Annotated in this window: 16 protein-coding genes and 1 other annotated feature; of the genes, 2 read left to right on the forward strand and 14 right to left on the reverse strand. The window is 44.4% G+C overall.

Annotated elements, in window-relative coordinates; genetic code table 11:
• Positions 1 to 53 precede the first annotated feature (53 nt).
• The 5 genes from M8E35_RS06040 to M8E35_RS06060 all read right to left on the reverse strand — a co-directional run bounded on the left by M8E35_RS06040 (position 54) and on the right by M8E35_RS06060 (position 5,147).
• Positions 54 to 698: an ABC transporter permease gene (locus tag M8E35_RS06040; RefSeq protein ID WP_073028747.1), complete on the reverse strand. Its 645-nt coding sequence runs from the start codon at positions 696 to 698 to the stop codon at positions 54 to 56.
• Complete coding sequence (locus tag M8E35_RS06045; RefSeq protein ID WP_252467927.1) at positions 699 to 1,814, reverse strand: betaine/proline/choline family ABC transporter ATP-binding protein; 1,116 nt, start codon at positions 1,812 to 1,814, stop codon at positions 699 to 701.
• Positions 1,815 to 1,876: 62 nt separating this feature from the next.
• Entirely contained in the window at positions 1,877 to 2,533 is a 657-nt protein-coding gene (locus tag M8E35_RS06050; protein WP_073028750.1) for an ABC transporter permease, read from the reverse strand.
• 254 nt (positions 2,534 to 2,787) lie between these two features.
• A complete protein-coding gene (locus M8E35_RS06055; RefSeq protein WP_252467928.1) occupies positions 2,788 to 4,197 on the reverse strand; it encodes a sigma-54 interaction domain-containing protein in 1,410 nt (469 codons plus the stop codon).
• Between the two features lie 77 nt (positions 4,198 to 4,274).
• A complete protein-coding gene (locus tag M8E35_RS06060) occupies positions 4,275 to 5,147 on the reverse strand; it encodes an FAD binding domain-containing protein (protein WP_252467929.1) in 873 nt (290 codons plus the stop codon).
• Positions 5,148 to 5,593: 446 nt separating this feature from the next.
• Here M8E35_RS06060 and M8E35_RS06065 point away from each other — a divergent pair, with 446 nt between their 5' ends.
• A complete protein-coding gene (locus tag M8E35_RS06065; RefSeq protein WP_252467930.1) occupies positions 5,594 to 6,865 on the forward strand; it encodes a RidA family protein in 1,272 nt (423 codons plus the stop codon).
• A gap of 321 nt (positions 6,866 to 7,186) precedes the next feature.
• Here the strand turns inward: M8E35_RS06065 and yhbY are convergent, their stop codons facing one another.
• From yhbY to M8E35_RS06110, 9 genes are all read right to left on the reverse strand, one after another.
• On the reverse strand, positions 7,187 to 7,480 hold the full coding sequence (yhbY, locus tag M8E35_RS06070; RefSeq protein WP_252467932.1) for a ribosome assembly RNA-binding protein YhbY: 294 nt from the start codon (positions 7,478 to 7,480) through the stop codon (positions 7,187 to 7,189).
• A gap of 26 nt (positions 7,481 to 7,506) precedes the next feature.
• Positions 7,507 to 8,706: an ABC transporter permease gene (locus M8E35_RS06075; protein WP_252467934.1), complete on the reverse strand. Its 1,200-nt coding sequence runs from the start codon at positions 8,704 to 8,706 to the stop codon at positions 7,507 to 7,509.
• Positions 8,703 to 9,914 carry an efflux RND transporter periplasmic adaptor subunit gene (locus tag M8E35_RS06080; RefSeq protein WP_252467936.1) on the reverse strand — a complete coding sequence of 404 codons (1,212 nt, stop codon included), beginning with the start codon at positions 9,912 to 9,914 and terminating at the stop codon, positions 8,703 to 8,705. The genes M8E35_RS06075 and M8E35_RS06080 overlap by 4 nt, the downstream gene beginning before the upstream one ends.
• A gap of 42 nt (positions 9,915 to 9,956) precedes the next feature.
• Positions 9,957 to 11,225, reverse strand: a complete 1,269-nt coding sequence (gene obgE, locus M8E35_RS06085; protein WP_252467938.1) for a GTPase ObgE — start codon at positions 11,223 to 11,225, stop codon at positions 9,957 to 9,959.
• 53 nt (positions 11,226 to 11,278) lie between these two features.
• A complete protein-coding gene (locus tag M8E35_RS06090; RefSeq protein ID WP_252467940.1) occupies positions 11,279 to 11,785 on the reverse strand; it encodes a Spo0B domain-containing protein in 507 nt (168 codons plus the stop codon).
• Between the two features lie 141 nt (positions 11,786 to 11,926).
• The gene (gene rpmA, locus M8E35_RS06095) at positions 11,927 to 12,235 is read right to left on the reverse strand and encodes a 50S ribosomal protein L27 (protein ID WP_073028764.1); all 309 of its coding nucleotides are present in this window, start codon (positions 12,233 to 12,235) and stop codon (positions 11,927 to 11,929) included.
• Complete coding sequence (locus M8E35_RS06100) at positions 12,229 to 12,603, reverse strand: ribosomal-processing cysteine protease Prp (protein ID WP_289710698.1); 375 nt, start codon at positions 12,601 to 12,603, stop codon at positions 12,229 to 12,231. Before M8E35_RS06100 ends, rpmA begins: the two co-directional genes overlap by 7 nt.
• The gene (gene rplU, locus M8E35_RS06105) at positions 12,581 to 12,892 is read right to left on the reverse strand and encodes a 50S ribosomal protein L21 (RefSeq protein ID WP_252467941.1); all 312 of its coding nucleotides are present in this window, start codon (positions 12,890 to 12,892) and stop codon (positions 12,581 to 12,583) included. Before rplU ends, M8E35_RS06100 begins: the two co-directional genes overlap by 23 nt.
• Positions 12,893 to 12,904: 12 nt before the next feature.
• Positions 12,905 to 12,986: a sequence feature (ribosomal protein L21 leader region), on the reverse strand.
• Positions 12,987 to 13,689: 703 nt separating this feature from the next.
• Complete coding sequence (locus tag M8E35_RS06110; protein ID WP_252467942.1) at positions 13,690 to 14,085, reverse strand: hypothetical protein; 396 nt, start codon at positions 14,083 to 14,085, stop codon at positions 13,690 to 13,692.
• A gap of 238 nt (positions 14,086 to 14,323) precedes the next feature.
• On the opposite strand from M8E35_RS06110, the gene putP reads away from it, so the two are divergent.
• On the forward strand, positions 14,324 to 15,787 hold the full coding sequence (gene putP, locus M8E35_RS06115) for a sodium/proline symporter PutP (protein WP_289710699.1): 1,464 nt from the start codon (positions 14,324 to 14,326) through the stop codon (positions 15,785 to 15,787).
• The last annotated feature ends 22 nt before the right edge of the window (positions 15,788 to 15,809 follow it).

Consider the following 15,809-nt stretch of genomic DNA (forward strand, 5'->3'; position numbering starts at 1 on the left):
GCAAAGTAGAATACCCACCCCGACCTGAAACCAGAGGATTGACTTAGCCAAACCTACTCCGCCCCCATACCAGGAGGAGTAATTCGATGCTCAAGATAATTAATCATCCTGTCTAAAAATATAGCCATCAGCGCCCCGAGCCCTGCCCCAACCAGCAGATACTCAGGCCGGAAGAGCGCTAACCCGCCCATAATCAGATTGCCCAAGCCTCCTGCTCCAATAAGAGAAGCTAATGTACCTATACTTACAACATAAACAGTCGCCGTCCGGATACCGCTCAAAATGATCGGCACAGCCAAGGGAAGCTCCACTTCTAAAAGAATCCTTCGCTGAGACATCCCCATACCGCTGGCTGCTTCCTTCACATCCGAGCTAACCCCTAATAAACCGGCAATTGTATTCCTAACGATAGGCAATAAACTCTGAAATAAAAGAGCAACTATAGCGGGCTTCATGCCCAAACCGAGAATCGGCAAGGCCAAGGCAATAACCGCAATCCCCGGCACAGCTTGTAAAAGGTTAAGTATATTAAGGGTAACAAGACCGAACTTTTTAAATTTCGGACGGCTTAGGAAGATCCCCAGCGGTACTGAAATCAGGATTGCAAGTGTTATGGTGATAACAACAATCAGGGAATGCTCCCACAAAGCCTCAGGTGCCTTCTCGAAAAGAGCAAACCTGAAATTCTCCCACTTCATTTACTCACCCTCTTTCCGATAAACATGCTTCCTAATCCCTTTGAAAGAGAGCATCCCGCATAATTCCTCGCCCTTCAGAATCCCAAGATAATCCGTATCATATTCCAGTAATAAAGAGAGTGCATCCGGGAAAGGAGTCGTCGTTTGGACAAAAGCCTTTTCCCTCCTAAGGACTCGTTTCCGCAGCCCCTCTATATCCCTCCCGAACTCTTCCGTATCAGAAACCGTAATTTGCCCGCAAGCCTTGCCCTCGTCATTTAAGAGGAAGGCCACCTGGGCCCCGGCATCCTTCATTTTCTGGGCAACATTATGTAACTCATTCCCCTTCACGACACAACCAATGGGTTGCATGGCATCTTCAGCCAGATATAAATTTAATTTTTTCACAACCCGATCACGGCCAATAAAATCTTCGACAAACTCGTTAATCGGATTCGTTAAAATCTCTTCCGGAGTCCCAAATTGAACTAATTTTCCAGCGTCAAAAATGGCAATCCTATCTCCCATTTTTATGGCTTCGTTAATATCATGAGTAACAAAAACGATGGTCTTCTTAATCTCTTTCTGTAAACGAAGCAATTCATCCTGCAAATGCGTCCGTGCAATCGGGTCGACTGCCCCGAAAGGCTCATCCATCAGCATGATGGGCGGATCGACAGCCATCGCCCTGGCGACTCCCACTCTCTGCATTTGCCCCCCGCTTAGCTGGGCCGGATACTTGCCCCTTGTTTTTTCCAGGTCAAGTCCCATCATGACAATAAGCTCATCAACACGTTTCCTAATCTTCTCCTTCGGCCATTTATACAGACGAGGCACGATGGCAATATTTTCAGCAATCGTACGGTGCGGCAAAAGTCCAATCTGTTGAATGACATAGCCAATCCCCATCCGCAGTTGGTCTGGATCAGTACGAGTTACATCTTCTCCGTTAATTTTGACGATCCCGGATGTAGGCTCGATCATTCGGTTAATCATACGCAAAATTGTACTTTTTCCACAGCCTGAGGGTCCGACTAAGACACAGATCTCTCCCTTAGGAATAGAGAGAAATAATTTATCGACAGCCGGCATTGCTTGACCTGGGTACTGCTTCGTAATTTGCTCTAATTCAATCATCGGAATCCTCCTCTGCAAACTCTATCCCGTCCTCAGTTCGACCTAACTATGCTGATGAGGAGTTAGCGACTAATTCTTAATCCTTTAGGAACAATCCTTTTCTCCACCAACCCAAGAATAGTATCTAAACCGATGGCAATCACCGAGATAATCAGGGCGCCTGTCACCATCATAGGAGTATTAGAACGGATAAGGCCCTCTTGAATAAAACGCCCTAAATTACGCTCCCCAATATAGGTAGCAATTGCCGCAATGCCAGTGGTCATTACCACAGTAATTCGAAAACCCGCAAAAATAATGGGCATACCTAAAGGCACAAGAATTTCGATGAGAATCCTTCTTGTGCCCATACCCATCCCCCTAGCCGCCTCGATCACATTGCGATCCACGTTTTTAACCCCGTCATAAACGCTGCGAATCAAGGGCATCATCGCGTAGAGAACCAACGCCAGCAGAGCTGACTTTCGACCTAAGCCAAACATGGGAATAGTTACTAAAATAGCAAACATAGACAAACTGGGAATACAAAATATCGTGTTCGCCAGAGCCAAGACCCTAGCTGCCCATTTATCGCTTTTTGTCAATAAAAGTCCCACAGGTACCCAAATCGCTAAAGAAATCCCTACCGCCAACAAGACCAAGGTAAAATGATTTTCGGAGTATTCCATAATAGTCTTGGAATTCTTCATTAGAAAACTAGTAAAATCTGATAAGGTCACTCGCCATCACCTCACTTTCTTTCGTTATTCTAATAAAGAATCTGCCCCTTCAAAGAGGTGGGAACTTGATAATTCAAAATAAAGCGTTAAATCTAATAATTGTTGCAAGAACCATGCCTAATTCCTTACAATTGAGAGTTTATGGCCTTTTTCCTTACCGAACAAAAGCTAGGCGCCAAATTAATTTGCTGATATAGGACAGGAAGTCCTTGCCAGAAGCAGTTTTAGGACAAGTGCATATTATTATTGCCTGCCTAAGAATTATGCATCCCCAGCTTTTTCATGCGGTATTGGAGATTTTGCCGAGCAATTCCAATGGATTCAGCCGCCCTGGTGATATTCCAGTCATGGCTTTTCAAAGCTTCCCAAAGCACTTGCTTTTCAACCTCACGCAAAACATGACTCAGAGTGCTGGACCCCTTCTTATAGAATTCAGAAAAGGTTCCATCCTGACTCAGAAACTTCGCTCTAAGATAATGTGGCAAATGGTCAACGGTTATAACCTTTCGTCCATCCAGCATATTCATAGCGCTTTCAATAATATGCTCCAATTCCCGTACATTTCCGGGCCACAGATATCTAAGAAATATATCCTTTAACTCAGCAGCAATCTGAACCTCACCTAAACCATATATTTTTTGATAGCGATTTAAAAACCAATGGATTAATGCTTCAATATCTTCCGCCCTGTCTTTCAAAGGTGGAATAAAAAGGGTCATCACCGCTAAACGATAAAAAAGATCCTTACGCAAACTGCCATTGTTCACCGATTCCCACGGATCAACATTTGTAGAACTGATAACTCGGCAGTGCACCGGAATCTCCATGGTCCCGCCCACCCGTCTGACCATTCTTTCTTGAACTACCCGCAAAATCTTAGCCTGCAGGGCAATACTCATACAATTAAGTTCATCTAAAAACAAAGTCCCATTTCCAGCCTGTTGAAATAAGCCCTTAGAGTCTACCGCTCCAGTAAAAGCCCCCTTAGCCGTTCCAAAAAGAATACTTTCCAGCAAGGTTTCCGGAATAGCCGCACAGTTAATCGCTACAAAAGGCTCATTTTTGCGGGCGCTGTGATTGTGAATCGCTTGAACCAGCAATTCCTTACCTGTTCCTGTCTCGCCAAAGACTAAGATGAATCCATCAGCTACCGCTGCTTTTTTTGCCGAAGCAACCAGATTGTGCATAGCAGGACTGGCATAAACGATTGATTCAAACGTATAGCGAGTTCCATTACTGCTCCGATTCTCTTGCCCTTCCAGACCGATTTGGTCGTGCAATTGCATCGTCTTCGTCAGCAATTCTTTAAACTTGGTAATATCTTTACATACAGAATAGACCGCAACAACCTCATCGTCTTCTATCACGGGAAATGTGCTGGCTATAATAGTGACCTCTTTACCTTTGTTCGTAAAATAAGTCTTATGCTTCTCCAAAACCGGTTCACGAGTTAAAACAACGCTCAAGTGTTCGCTGCTTTCCACAGTAACAGCATCATACACTTCATTTAAATACTTTCCGACAACGTGTTCGGATAACAACTCTTCTAACTTAGCCATTTCAGAATTATAAAAGATTATCTTACCCTCAGGGTCGGTAACAATAACCCCTTCGTCAATTGAATTAAAGAGATGCCTGAAAACTTGGTCCATAACACGAGGCATACTCCTACCCCCTAGTTTTCTACCTTTTTTCGTTAATTCTTCAAGCAACGACAATATCCTCTTTTTTGATAATCCCTTTATGGTTTAGGGAGTAAATCCTCCAGAAGATCGTAAGCTAAGCCCCGAATAGCCTGACGTTTATACTCTTGCGAAGCACGGCCTGGAATCGCTCGGTCAACTGCATCTGTTAAATGGTCGGCAACTTCCTCAGCAAAATCCGAATTAACCTGCTTGCCTTGTAATCCCCGCTCCAATTCCTCTAAACGAAAGGGGATGGGTCCCAAAGCTCCCACAGCCCATCTTGAGGAAAGAATTTTTTGGTCCTCTGGGTCATATTCCACCATTGCCGCCATATTCAACCGGGCAATTGAGACCGCAGTACGACTTCCAATTTTCCCAAAAGCACTAATAATTCCTGCTCTCCCCTGGGATTTCCAGATTGGAAAATCGATCTCTGTTATCAATTCCTTCTTCTGCAAACCTTGACCGTCTCCCCCTTGGAACTGAGCAAAGGGCACTCTCCGCACACCCTGTGGTCCGGCAATATTGACCCACGCTTCCAGAACCAGCAAAGCAGGCAAACTGTCTCCGGCGGGCGAGGCGTTCGCAATATTTCCGCCTATAGTAGCCCTGTTTCGAATTTGAGCAGACCCTACCTGAGATGCCGCCTGGCTCAAACACCGAGCCTTCCCACTCAGCAAATCACTTTCACTGATTTGGGTAAAGGTTGTCCCGCTCCCGATCCTCACCCTTCCCTCAACTTCCTCAATGAATTTCAGTTCCGGAATCAAGGAAAGATCCATAAGCCAAGCAGGTCGTATCTGCCCCCCTTGTAACTTAATGACAAGATCAGTGCCACCACTTATAAAAACGACGTCCTCATTAATTCGAGAAATAGTCTCAATACCTTCCACAACTGTCGCCGGACAAACAAACTCACATTTCGTCATCCTAAAAACTCCTCTATTTCTCCTACTTACAGAACATGAAGGGAACATGGTGGTTCTTGTCCAACCACGATTCTTGAACTTAATTGTTCTAAATATTCGATATTTAGTACGCGTATCCCTTCCTTATTGTCAGCAAAAGTTTAACCTCAACTGTATTCAATCTGGCTAAATATATAACATTTTCCACAACATGAAGGATATAACTCCTATATCCTACCGAAATTATCTGATGGAATGGAGGAGTTGCTAATTGGAAAGCAAAATAACAACAGTTCATTTATACATATTTATTGATAAGTAAGTACACAATACAGTTAGGATCAGTAATGTAAACGCATGTTTTGATGGATAAGTCTGTACTATATGATATTGGCAAGCCGATAGTAACTTAAAATATACACAAATATATCTCTATTAGAAAATTTATCATAAAGGGGAATACTATCATGAGCAACTATAACGCAGTATTAGCAAGAAATACGGAAAATGCTCCAAAAGGTATCGGTCCATATTCACAAACTGTAGCTTTCTCTCATTACAATAATCTTTCAGCTCAATTACCCATCGATCCAAAATCCGGCAAGTTGGTAGCTGGTGGTGCAAAAGAGCAGGCTGAACAGTGCTTTAAAAATATCAAAGCAATTGTAGACAGCATCAACCATGTTATGAGCGATGTTGTTAGAATCACTGTATTCGTTAAGAATATTAAAGATATTGATGCTGTAGACGAAGTTTATAAAACATTCTTCCCAGGCTATGTTCCTACACGGACGAATGTCGCAGTTGCAGCTTTGCCTATGGATGCTTTGGTGCAAATTGAAGCACTTGTTTCAAACGGTGAAGGTACAATTCCAAACGCACCACAAGCAGGCGACCTCATAAAGCTTACAAATAACACGGCTAATGCGCCAACATGTCCTCTATCTACGCAAGTTGTAGCTTTTTCTCATTACAATAATCTTTCAGCTCAATTACCTATCGATCCAAAATCCGGTAGAGTGGTAGCCGGTGGTGTAAAAGAGCAGGCTGGACAGTGCTTAAAGAATATCAAGGCAATTTTAGAAAGTATCGACGTTCCTTTTGACGATATTGTTAAAATTAATATCTTCCTCAAAAACCTCTCGGATATTGAAGCCGTAAACGAAGTTTATACAACATTTTTCCCAGACTCGGCTATCGCCAGGACCGCAGCCTATGTCCCTGCACGGACAACAGTTGCAGCTTCAGCTTTACCTATGGATGCTTTGATACAAATTGAAGCAGTGGTGTCACACGGAGATGGTACACCCCCACAAGCTGTTGAAGACAGGCATGGACTCATCATAGAAGCAAACAATACGGAAAATGCACCAAAAAGTTCTCTATATACACAAACTGTAGCTTTTTCTCATTACAATCATATTTCAGCTCAATTACCTCTAAACCCCAAAACTGGTGAAATGGTAGCTGGTGGTGTAAAAGAGCAGGCTGGACAGTGCTTAAAAAATATCAAGGCAATTGTAGAAAGTCTCGACCACGTTATGGACGATGTGGTTAAAGTAAATATCTTCCTTAAAAATATCGCAGATATTAATGCTGTAGACGAAGTTTACACAACATTCTTCCCAAGCGGTGTTCCTGCACGAAGAACAGTTGGCGTATCAGCTTTACCTAAAGATGCTTTAGTCCAAATCGATGCAGTTGTATCAAACGCTGAAGGAACACCTCCAAAAGCATAACAGGCATTTGTTTGTAAATACAGGAACGATCTCAAATGAAAATTGAGACAGCTTCCGTTTTTTAATAGCGCAAATGAAAAAGCATCGAGATTTTAGCCGATTATGGCAGAAATCTTGATGCTTTTTTAGTTTCCGGGCATAACAAAAAAACTGGGTTAGCTTGCGAATCTATGCGATTGAATTTTTATAGAGATTGACAGTCGCTTAAAGGAATTGGAAGATGAATAAACAGATAATAGCTCACACAAAAATGCCCTATAGCATAGACTGTCAAAAAGTCTACTCTATAGGGCATATATATTGTTTTCCGATCTCTTTTTCCTATCTCGGCAACTCTATAACCGGCTTATCCTTGGAAGGCTTGTACAGCAAGAAATTACGACCAATTACTTGTACCAGTTCAGACCCGGTCTGATCAGCGAGTTCAGTCGCCACAGATTTCGGCTCCTCCATACAATTTTGCAAAACTCGTCCCTTTATCAGCTCCCGAGCTTCTATGGTTTGGTTCGTTTGGATGATGACTGATTCTGTAATTCCACCCTTCCCCACTTGAAGAATCGGCACCATTTCATTCCCCATGGCCCGTAAATAACGCTTTTGTTTTCCTGTTAACACGGAAATCTTCCCCCTAAAATCAATCTTTACTCATATCTCAAGGCCGCCATCGGTTCGAGTTTGGCCGCTTTTAAAGCCGGATAAAAACCGAAGAAGAGTCCCACTCCAATCGAGAAGGACACGGCAAATATTATCGCCCAGCCGGACAAAAGCGGTGGCCAGTTCAAAAGGTGAGACGCTATCAGCGCACTCCCTACCCCTAAAGCGATACCCAGAATCCCACCAATGAGAGATAAAACAATAGCCTCTAATAAAAATTGCAATAAAATGTCACGCTCTTTGGCCCCCACAGCTTTGCGCAGTCCAATTTCCCGCGTGCGTTCTGTCACAGAAACCAACATAATGTTCATAATTCCGATTCCTCCCACTAAGAGGGAGATTCCAGCAACCAAACCGATAAAGCTGGTTAGTATCCGCATAATCGTATTAGCTGATTGCACCAGTTGCTGTACATTAAAAACTTCATATTGATTGGTTGTCCCATGGCGCACGTTCAAAATACGCTTAGCATTATCAATCGTACTTGCCAAATCCGCTTCTCGGTAAGTCGCACCTTCCAACTGGTCTACTCGCCGCGATTGAAAGACATCCGACCAGGTTCCCCAGGGCATATAGGCATACGCATTCTGTGGACCTACATTAAATTGGGCAAAGGCTGAGGTATCCTTAGCCAAAACCCCAATCACTCGACAAGGAACACTGCGGACAATAACCTGCTGTCCCAAAGGATTTCCTGCCCCAAATAGATTTTCTCCCAAGGTCTGATCAATCACCACCACGCGACGGTCTGCCGCAAACTCCTCCTCAGTGAAGAATCGCCCTCTGGCAATATCCCGGTTGCGCAAGTCCGCAAATTCAGGAGTAGTTCCCACGACCATAGCTGAAGAACGCTTTTGATTCACCTCTAGGGCAGTGTATTCAATACTCGTGGGAATCAATATCTTGACTTGGGGCAAGGCTCGTTTCAAGCTTTCTCCATCCTGCAGACTTAAGCGTTCCCCCTCATTTTGTCCGCTGTTGCCAACTGACTTAGCGTACAATACAAACAAGTTAACCCCGCTTTTCTCCATTTCCTGCATAATGGCAGCCTTGCCTCCCAGACCGATGGTGACCACAGCGATCACAGCGGCAATCCCAATAATAATCCCCAGCATCGTCAGTCCCGAGCGAAGTTTATTGGTTCTCAAGCTAAAAAGTGCTCCGCGCAGTCCTTCAATAAGGCTCATACGCCTCCACTTCCCGCCTCAGGGACGACCTGCATTCCTTCCGAAAAATCATTGGAGGGATTTAAAACCACCTGGTCTCCAGAATTTAAGCCGGAGGTGATTTCCTGGTGTGTGTCATTCCCAATCCCAAGCTTGACTTCTGTTTTCTCAAGACGGCCAGCCTGGATTCGGTAAACATAGTTTTTGTTTCCTTCTTGAAAAAGGGCCTCTTGTGGAACAGCTAAGACCCCTTCCTTAGTCGCCACAATAATTTCGATGGTCACAGTAAAACCAGGCTTCAGTTCAAGCGGAGCTTTCTCTAAACGAATTTTTATCCCTACTGTTGGAGAAGCGCTTCCCTGAATGCTAGTCTTCGAGACTGCCGTCGGGGCAATCTCAACAATCGTCCCTTGAACAGACGCGTCTCCCAGCATCTTACTTGAAATGCTAACTTTCCCGCCGACTTGAACCTTTCCCGCATCAATTTCGTTCAGTTGTGCCTCGACATTCATTTGGGTTAGATCAGCCACCACTACTAACGGCACCTGCACAGAAGACAAGTTACCCTCTTGAGCATTCACTTCAACCACAGTACCCGCCATACTAGCTTTATGAATTAGTTGACCCTGTTGCACCTGAGCAACTTTCAACATTTCCTGAGCCTGCTTTAAGGCAGCCTTACTCTGTGCCAAGGCTCCCTCCGCCTGCCTTATGACGACCGGACTTACCAAGCTTTCCTGAGGAGTACTATTCTGTTCGCTTAAAAACTGAGGAAGCAGCGAACTTACAACACCTGCCCCATCCGCAGAACTATCGGGTGAAAGACCAGCTGTACTCGCAGCACTTTGGGCCTTCTTCAGCTCGTCCAAATTGGCCTGAGCGGTACTTACAACCGTCTGAGCTGCCTCGACACTCACCTTCGCCTGGGCCACTTGGGCATCGACCAGCGTAGTATCCAGCGCAACAAGAGTCTGTCCCGCCTGGACAGAATCCCCCACCTTCACAGCCACCTTCGCTACACGACCGGGAGTTAGAACACGGACTTCCTGGCTGGACACCGGAACCACGCTCCCCGTCGCAAAGACGTTTTCCTGCATCGAAATCGGAGTGACCACTCCAGCTTTGACCTGCAGTGGACCCTGAGGCTTCCCCCAAAACCACCAAACACCAAAGGCTAACGCAAGAACTAAGAGCATTGCCCCAATCATCCACCAGAGACGTTTCGTCACATTGTTACCCCCAAACCAACGAAAATGCCTAAGACCTAACTACTACACCCAATCAAATTTAACCCCAGCAATATCAACTTTATCCCCTTCTTTGATTCCTTCCGCCCGTAAAGCGTCATCAATCCCCATCACCTTTAAAATGTTTTGGAAACGATAGACACTGGCCTCTCGGTCAAAAAAGGTCATCTTAACATGCTTTTCAATTTCCGGACCTTCAACAATAAAGAGGTCCTCTTCTTTACGAATTTCGAAACGCTTGTCCGGATCAGCCTTCGTAACCCGGTGTTCTGTGGGAAGACTTAAAATTTGCGGAGCTGAGATATCCGGCAAGATCTTAGCAATGTGATAGACCAGGTCTTGCAGACCCTCCCCCGTTGCCGCAGATACCGCAAAGATTTCGCGACTTCCCTCAACCGCTTCCTTAAGACGCTGCAAATGCTCTTCAGCTCCCGGAATATCCATCTTATTGGCAACAATAACCACCGGCCGTTCCGCAAGCACAGGACTATAGAGCCGCAGTTCATCCTGAATAATTTTCAAATCCTCGAGCGGATCTCGTTCTTCCGAGCCGGAGATATCTAACACATGCAGAATCAAGCGTGTTCGCTCTGTATGGCGTAAAAACTCGTGACCCAATCCGGCCCCCGTATGAGCACCCTCGATCAGCCCCGGAATATCTGCCATAACAAAGCTTTCCCCATCCTCAACATCCACTACCCCCAAATTCGGAACTAAGGTAGTAAAGTGATAATCGGCAATCTTGGGCTTCGCAGCAGACACCTTCGAAATAATCGTGGATTTTCCTACATTAGGGAACCCGACCAACCCAACGTCAGCTAAGAGTTTCAACTCCAAACGCAGCCAATGTTCCACGCCCGGTTCTCCATTTTCCGCCAAGGTGGGTGCTTTATTGGTATTGCTCATAAAACGAGCATTCCCCCTGCCGCCACGACCGCCTGCCGCCACAACGACTCGCTGTCCATGTTCAGTAATGTCAGCAATCGTTTCCCCGGTTCCGTCATCGAAGACCACTGTACCCACAGGAATACGCAAGACAGTGTCCGTACCGCTCCGACCGCTCATATTCTTCGCCTGCCCATGGTCCCCTCGGTCACCCTTATAATGCCGCTTATAGCGAAAGTCCACCAAGGTCCTTAAACCCTCATCTCCCACAAACACAATACTGCCCCCGCGCCCGCCATCACCGCCGCTCGGGCCGCCTTCAGGGACATATTTTTCTCGACGAAAAGCGACAGCTCCTGCTCCGCCATCCCCGCCTTTAACATAAATCTTCGCCTGATCATAAAACATAAATGATTCTCCTTACGCACAAACAATCTAAACTCTGGCCTGCCCAGGCTTACTCAGCTGCTCTGATTCAATCTTATTAATTGATCACAGAGCACTGTCTCCTCATCGGATAATATAAACTGACAAGCTAAGCCACCCGGTTCATCAAATAAGTACACTTCAGCATTCAAGTCTTTTAAAGCCCTGGACTGAATAACTATTGCCATGCATTCATTAGTGTACCCGTATAACCCTTCCACATATTCTTCCTGCCAATGATCTTTCCAAAACTCTTTTTGTTTCATCTCTTCAGGAAAATCAATCGTAGCCATAACCTTTTCCTGACTGAGACGAATCATAAGACCCAACAGAATCGCCCCTAAATAAGGTTCTGGAATTTGCGCTATCTTTTGCTCCTCCTGCGATGCAGAAGCCGTCTGCTGCATGTATAAAAGGGCCTCGGCCGATCGATTAAGCTGTAAATTACCCATAATTACCTGCCAGTGATTCATGAAATCATGTCTTTGCAGGCGATACCACTGTAACAACTCTGACAAAAGAACTCTATCTAACTTTGACATAGTCATCGTTTTCCTCTCATCCCGCCACTTTATTTTGCTACAGAACCGTGATTTGTTATGTACTCATATACAGTCAGTTGATACTTTCTGTCTATACACGAAAAACCCCTGGGTTTTCCCAGGGGTAATGTAAGAGACAGCTTATTGGGCAATAGCCACCGGTGTTTTTGGGCGCTCAGCATAAATACTAACTTGTTTGTGCAATCGATCTTTATGCTCAAATTTCACATAACCATCGATCAAAGCAAACAAGGTGTCATCTTTACCCAGACCACAGTTTTTGGCGGGATGAAACTTCGTACCGCGTTGACGTACGATAATCGTACCTGCAGTAACGAATTGGCCGTCGCCACGTTTTAAGCCGAGGCGTTGAGCATTACTGTCCCGACCGTTACGCGAGCTACCTACCCCTTTTTTATGGGCAAACAATTGAAGATTCATTTTTAGCATGGAGTCCACCTCCTTCGATCAATAAATATATAATTCTGACTGTAAGCCGTCTGTATTTGTTCGATACCTAACATCATCGTTTGCAGAATCCACTGAGCCTTCTCTAAATCTTGCTCTGAAACCCCCATAAGCTGGCAGGTGATGTGTCCATCCCCCTCCTGTACTTTAGGAGCAACCGGCAAGAAATGCTCTAACCCATTGACAGCCGCGATACTCAGTGCAGAAACACCCGCACATACAATATCCCGACCCTCCTCTGCAAAACCAGCATGTCCGGACAGCTCGAATTCACGAATCTGCCCCTGATCATCTGACCATACTACAAGACGAATACCGTCTTGGTGCTTACGCTTGGAGTGCTTCGACAAGAACTTTTGTGTAGGGTTGACGATGTCCTTGTTTGCGTCGATAGTTCTTCTTGGATTTGAATTTGAAGACAATAATCTTCTCCCCTTTACCGTGCTCCACAACCTTCAGCACTGCTGTAGCACCTGCTACAACTGGGGTTCCAACATTCACTGAACCGTCTTTTTCCACGAGGAGAACCTGATCAATCGTTACGGCATCTCCTACATTAGCATCAAGTTTTTCAACGTAAATAACGTCGCCTTCTTGAACGCGGAACTGCTTACCACCGGTTTCAATTACTGCGTACATTTTATTACACCTCCCATGCCCTAGACTCGCCATTGCAGGTCGGTTTTTTATGTAAAAACCTGTTGATACCTGATTCGAGCGGTTGCGGTGAGAAGTCACCACATTTAAGTATTTTAGCATTTGAGCACTAGTGTTGTCAACCTTTAGCATATATTATTGTTCTTATTTTGCAGGCATTTCCTTAGCCCCTTTAATTTCAGAACCTTTTTACATTATTGTAACAAAAGATCGAAATAATGTAACAGAAAGATTATATCTTATAAAATATATATCTTCTTGCCGAAAATTTAAGTTTAAGACAGAAAACAAATATTAGGATATGACTAATCGGAGATGTCTATTGAAGGAAAACACGAAACAGCTGCCGAATATAAATATACCATAAATTGTAAGGAGTGATATTATATGCCTTGGAAGCAATATAAAGACTCCCCATTTCGTTTACCAACTCGCCAAGAAATTTTGATCATTGGAGGATCGGTTGCAATCTGCTTACTAGTGATAGCTTATTTCGCCTTAACTTCTTGACCTAAGACTATCTGTTCATATATTTAACGCCGAACTCTTAATTCTTATTTCTTATTTCTTATTTCTTATCTCTTATCTCTTATCTCTTATCTCTTATCTCTTATCTCTTATCTCTTATCTCTTATCTCTTATCTCTTATCTCTTAAACCTTACTCTTTAATTCTCAACTCTCAACAACTCTTAACTCTTTTAACTCTCTCTCTTAACTCTCTTAACTCTCTTAACTCTCTTAACTCTCAACCCTACTATATAATATCTACTATTAATACCTACCTAAGACGCCCAGAAAACTTTTTTACCCAATAGACACAAGTGACAACCGCCATGTAAATTGCAAACGCAACCAAGAAACCCCAAAGACCTTCCACAATATCCTGAAATTCCATATTGCCGCGACCGGTTACCTTTTGCCCAATCTCAATGGCAAAAACAAAAACCACCAAAACAGTAAACGTATATATAAACGAAATTGCCGTCAGGCTATACTTAACCAAATACTTAAATAGCTTATGCACCAAGACAAAAAGAAGGATTCCAATAATCCCTATGACCAAAAAATGAAGTTGTTTGTCGTTGAGGCTAAGACCTAAGAACTTCGTCAACCAAATTAATTTATCGTGGAAGTAGTTTATGATGCCAGTAATGAATTTTAAAGCGGTACTCAATATTCTTTTTCCTCCAAGAACTTCTTCATAACACTGAGCCCTTCAAGGGCTTATTTTTGATTCCTATTATATATTATTAAATTCCCAGACTCCAACTTCCTCAAGTGGGTGTCCTTAAATTATATCCACATCATACTATATCCATAACATCATTAAACATCTTTTTCCTCCTGTCACTAATATGGTACAATAACTTTGCCCACAAAAATTCAAAGCATAGTAAAGGGGGAAATGCACCTTGGAATCATTAATAGCAATTATTATTTACATGGTAGGGATGCTGGGTATCGGGTACTACTCCTACAAACGCACTACCGACCTCTCAGATTACATGTTGGGGGGACGAAATCTTGGGCCTGCCGTAACGGCATTAAGTGCCGGAGCCTCAGATATGAGCGGTTGGCTCATGTTAGGGCTTCCCGGCGCCATGTTTACCCAAGGAATCAGCGCCGCTTGGATCGTCATTGGTCTTACACTCGGAGCTTACTGCAATTGGCTTTATGTTGCTCCACGTCTGCGCGCCTACACAGAGCTTGCTAACAACTCCATCACAATCCCGGCCTATATAGGTAACCGATTTGAAGACAGTTCTAGAGTCTTGCGGCTTGTCTCAGGCCTTGTCATTATTGTCTTTTTCACCTTCTATGTCTCTTCAGGCCTCGTTTCAGGGGCAGTTCTATTTCAAAACTCCTTTAATGTAGATTATCATGCCGGACTTTGGGTTGTCGGCGGAGTCGTCGTAGCTTATACCTTATTCGGAGGTTTCTTAGCCGTCAGTATCACCGACTTTGTCCAAGGCCTTATCATGGTCACTACCCTAATAATGGTTCCCCTCGTAACAATTCAAGCTACAGGAGGATTTGAACATTCCATCAATACTATCCACAGCATCAATCCGGCCTACCTGGACTTCTTCAAAGGCACAACCGTTCTAGGTATTATCTCCCTCTTCGGTTGGGGTTTAGGCTATTTTGGACAGCCACACATCATCATTCGTTTCATGGCCATCTCTTCAATTAAAGAGATAGTAAAAGCTCGTCGAATCGGCATGATTTGGATGGTTTTCTCCGTCGTTGGCGCTATGTTTACCGGATTGCTCGGGATCGCTTACTTTGCCAACAAGGGCATTACACTTGCCGATCCGGAAACCGTCTTCCTCGAGTTAGGCAAATTGCTCTTTCATCCGATTATTACCGGTTTCCTCCTAGCCGCAATCTTAGCCGCTATTATGAGTACCATCTCTTCCCAACTCCTTGTCACCTCAAGCTCTTTGACAGAAGATCTGTACAGCCTGTTTCGCCGCAAAGCGACCGACAAAGAACTGGTCTTGGTGGGTCGTTTATGCGTTTTCATTGTGGCGGTCGTCGCCACACTGATTGCCTATCAGCGCAGTGACACCATTCTCGGCTTAGTGGGTTATGCCTGGGCAGGCTTCGGTTCAGCCTTTGGACCAGTCATTCTTTTAAGCTTGTATTGGAAAAGGATGAACAAATGGGGTGCTTTAGCCGGAATGATTGCCGGTTCCGCCACAGTAATTATCTGGACCCGCTTCCCCTTCCTAAAAAACGCCCTTTATGAGCTGGTCCCGGGATTTTTCGCCTGCCTAATTGCCATCGTCGCGGTTAGCTTACTCACGGCCAAACCATCAGAAAAGATGCAAGCCGAGTTTGAACAATGTAAACTAAATACTAATCGAATTTAGGACTATCCATGAGAAATAAACA

This window comes from Desulfosporosinus nitroreducens (assembly GCF_023897015.1).
In the GTDB taxonomy this organism is placed as follows: domain Bacteria; phylum Bacillota; class Desulfitobacteriia; order Desulfitobacteriales; family Desulfitobacteriaceae; genus Desulfosporosinus; species Desulfosporosinus nitroreducens.

Coding starts and splice junctions, on each gene's coding strand:
- rplU (WP_252467941.1), bottom strand. CDS start 12,892: ATGTACGCAGTAATTGAAACCGGTGGTAAGCAGTTCCGCGTTCAAGAA.
- M8E35_RS06090 (WP_252467940.1), bottom strand. CDS start 11,785: ATGTCAAAGTTAGATAGAGTTCTTTTGTCAGAGTTGTTACAGTGGTAT.
- M8E35_RS06055 (WP_252467928.1), bottom strand. CDS start 4,197: ATGCCTCGTGTTATGGACCAAGTTTTCAGGCATCTCTTTAATTCAATT.
- M8E35_RS06045 (WP_252467927.1), bottom strand. CDS start 1,814: ATGATTGAATTAGAGCAAATTACGAAGCAGTACCCAGGTCAAGCAATG.
- M8E35_RS06060 (WP_252467929.1), bottom strand. CDS start 5,147: ATGACGAAATGTGAGTTTGTTTGTCCGGCGACAGTTGTGGAAGGTATT.
- M8E35_RS06065 (WP_252467930.1), top strand. CDS start 5,594: ATGAGCAACTATAACGCAGTATTAGCAAGAAATACGGAAAATGCTCCA.
- obgE (WP_252467938.1), bottom strand. CDS start 11,225: ATGTTTTATGATCAGGCGAAGATTTATGTTAAAGGCGGGGATGGCGGA.
- M8E35_RS06040 (WP_073028747.1), bottom strand. CDS start 698: ATGAAGTGGGAGAATTTCAGGTTTGCTCTTTTCGAGAAGGCACCTGAG.
- rpmA (WP_073028764.1), bottom strand. CDS start 12,235: ATGCTAAAAATGAATCTTCAATTGTTTGCCCATAAAAAAGGGGTAGGT.
- M8E35_RS06075 (WP_252467934.1), bottom strand. CDS start 8,706: ATGAGCCTTATTGAAGGACTGCGCGGAGCACTTTTTAGCTTGAGAACC.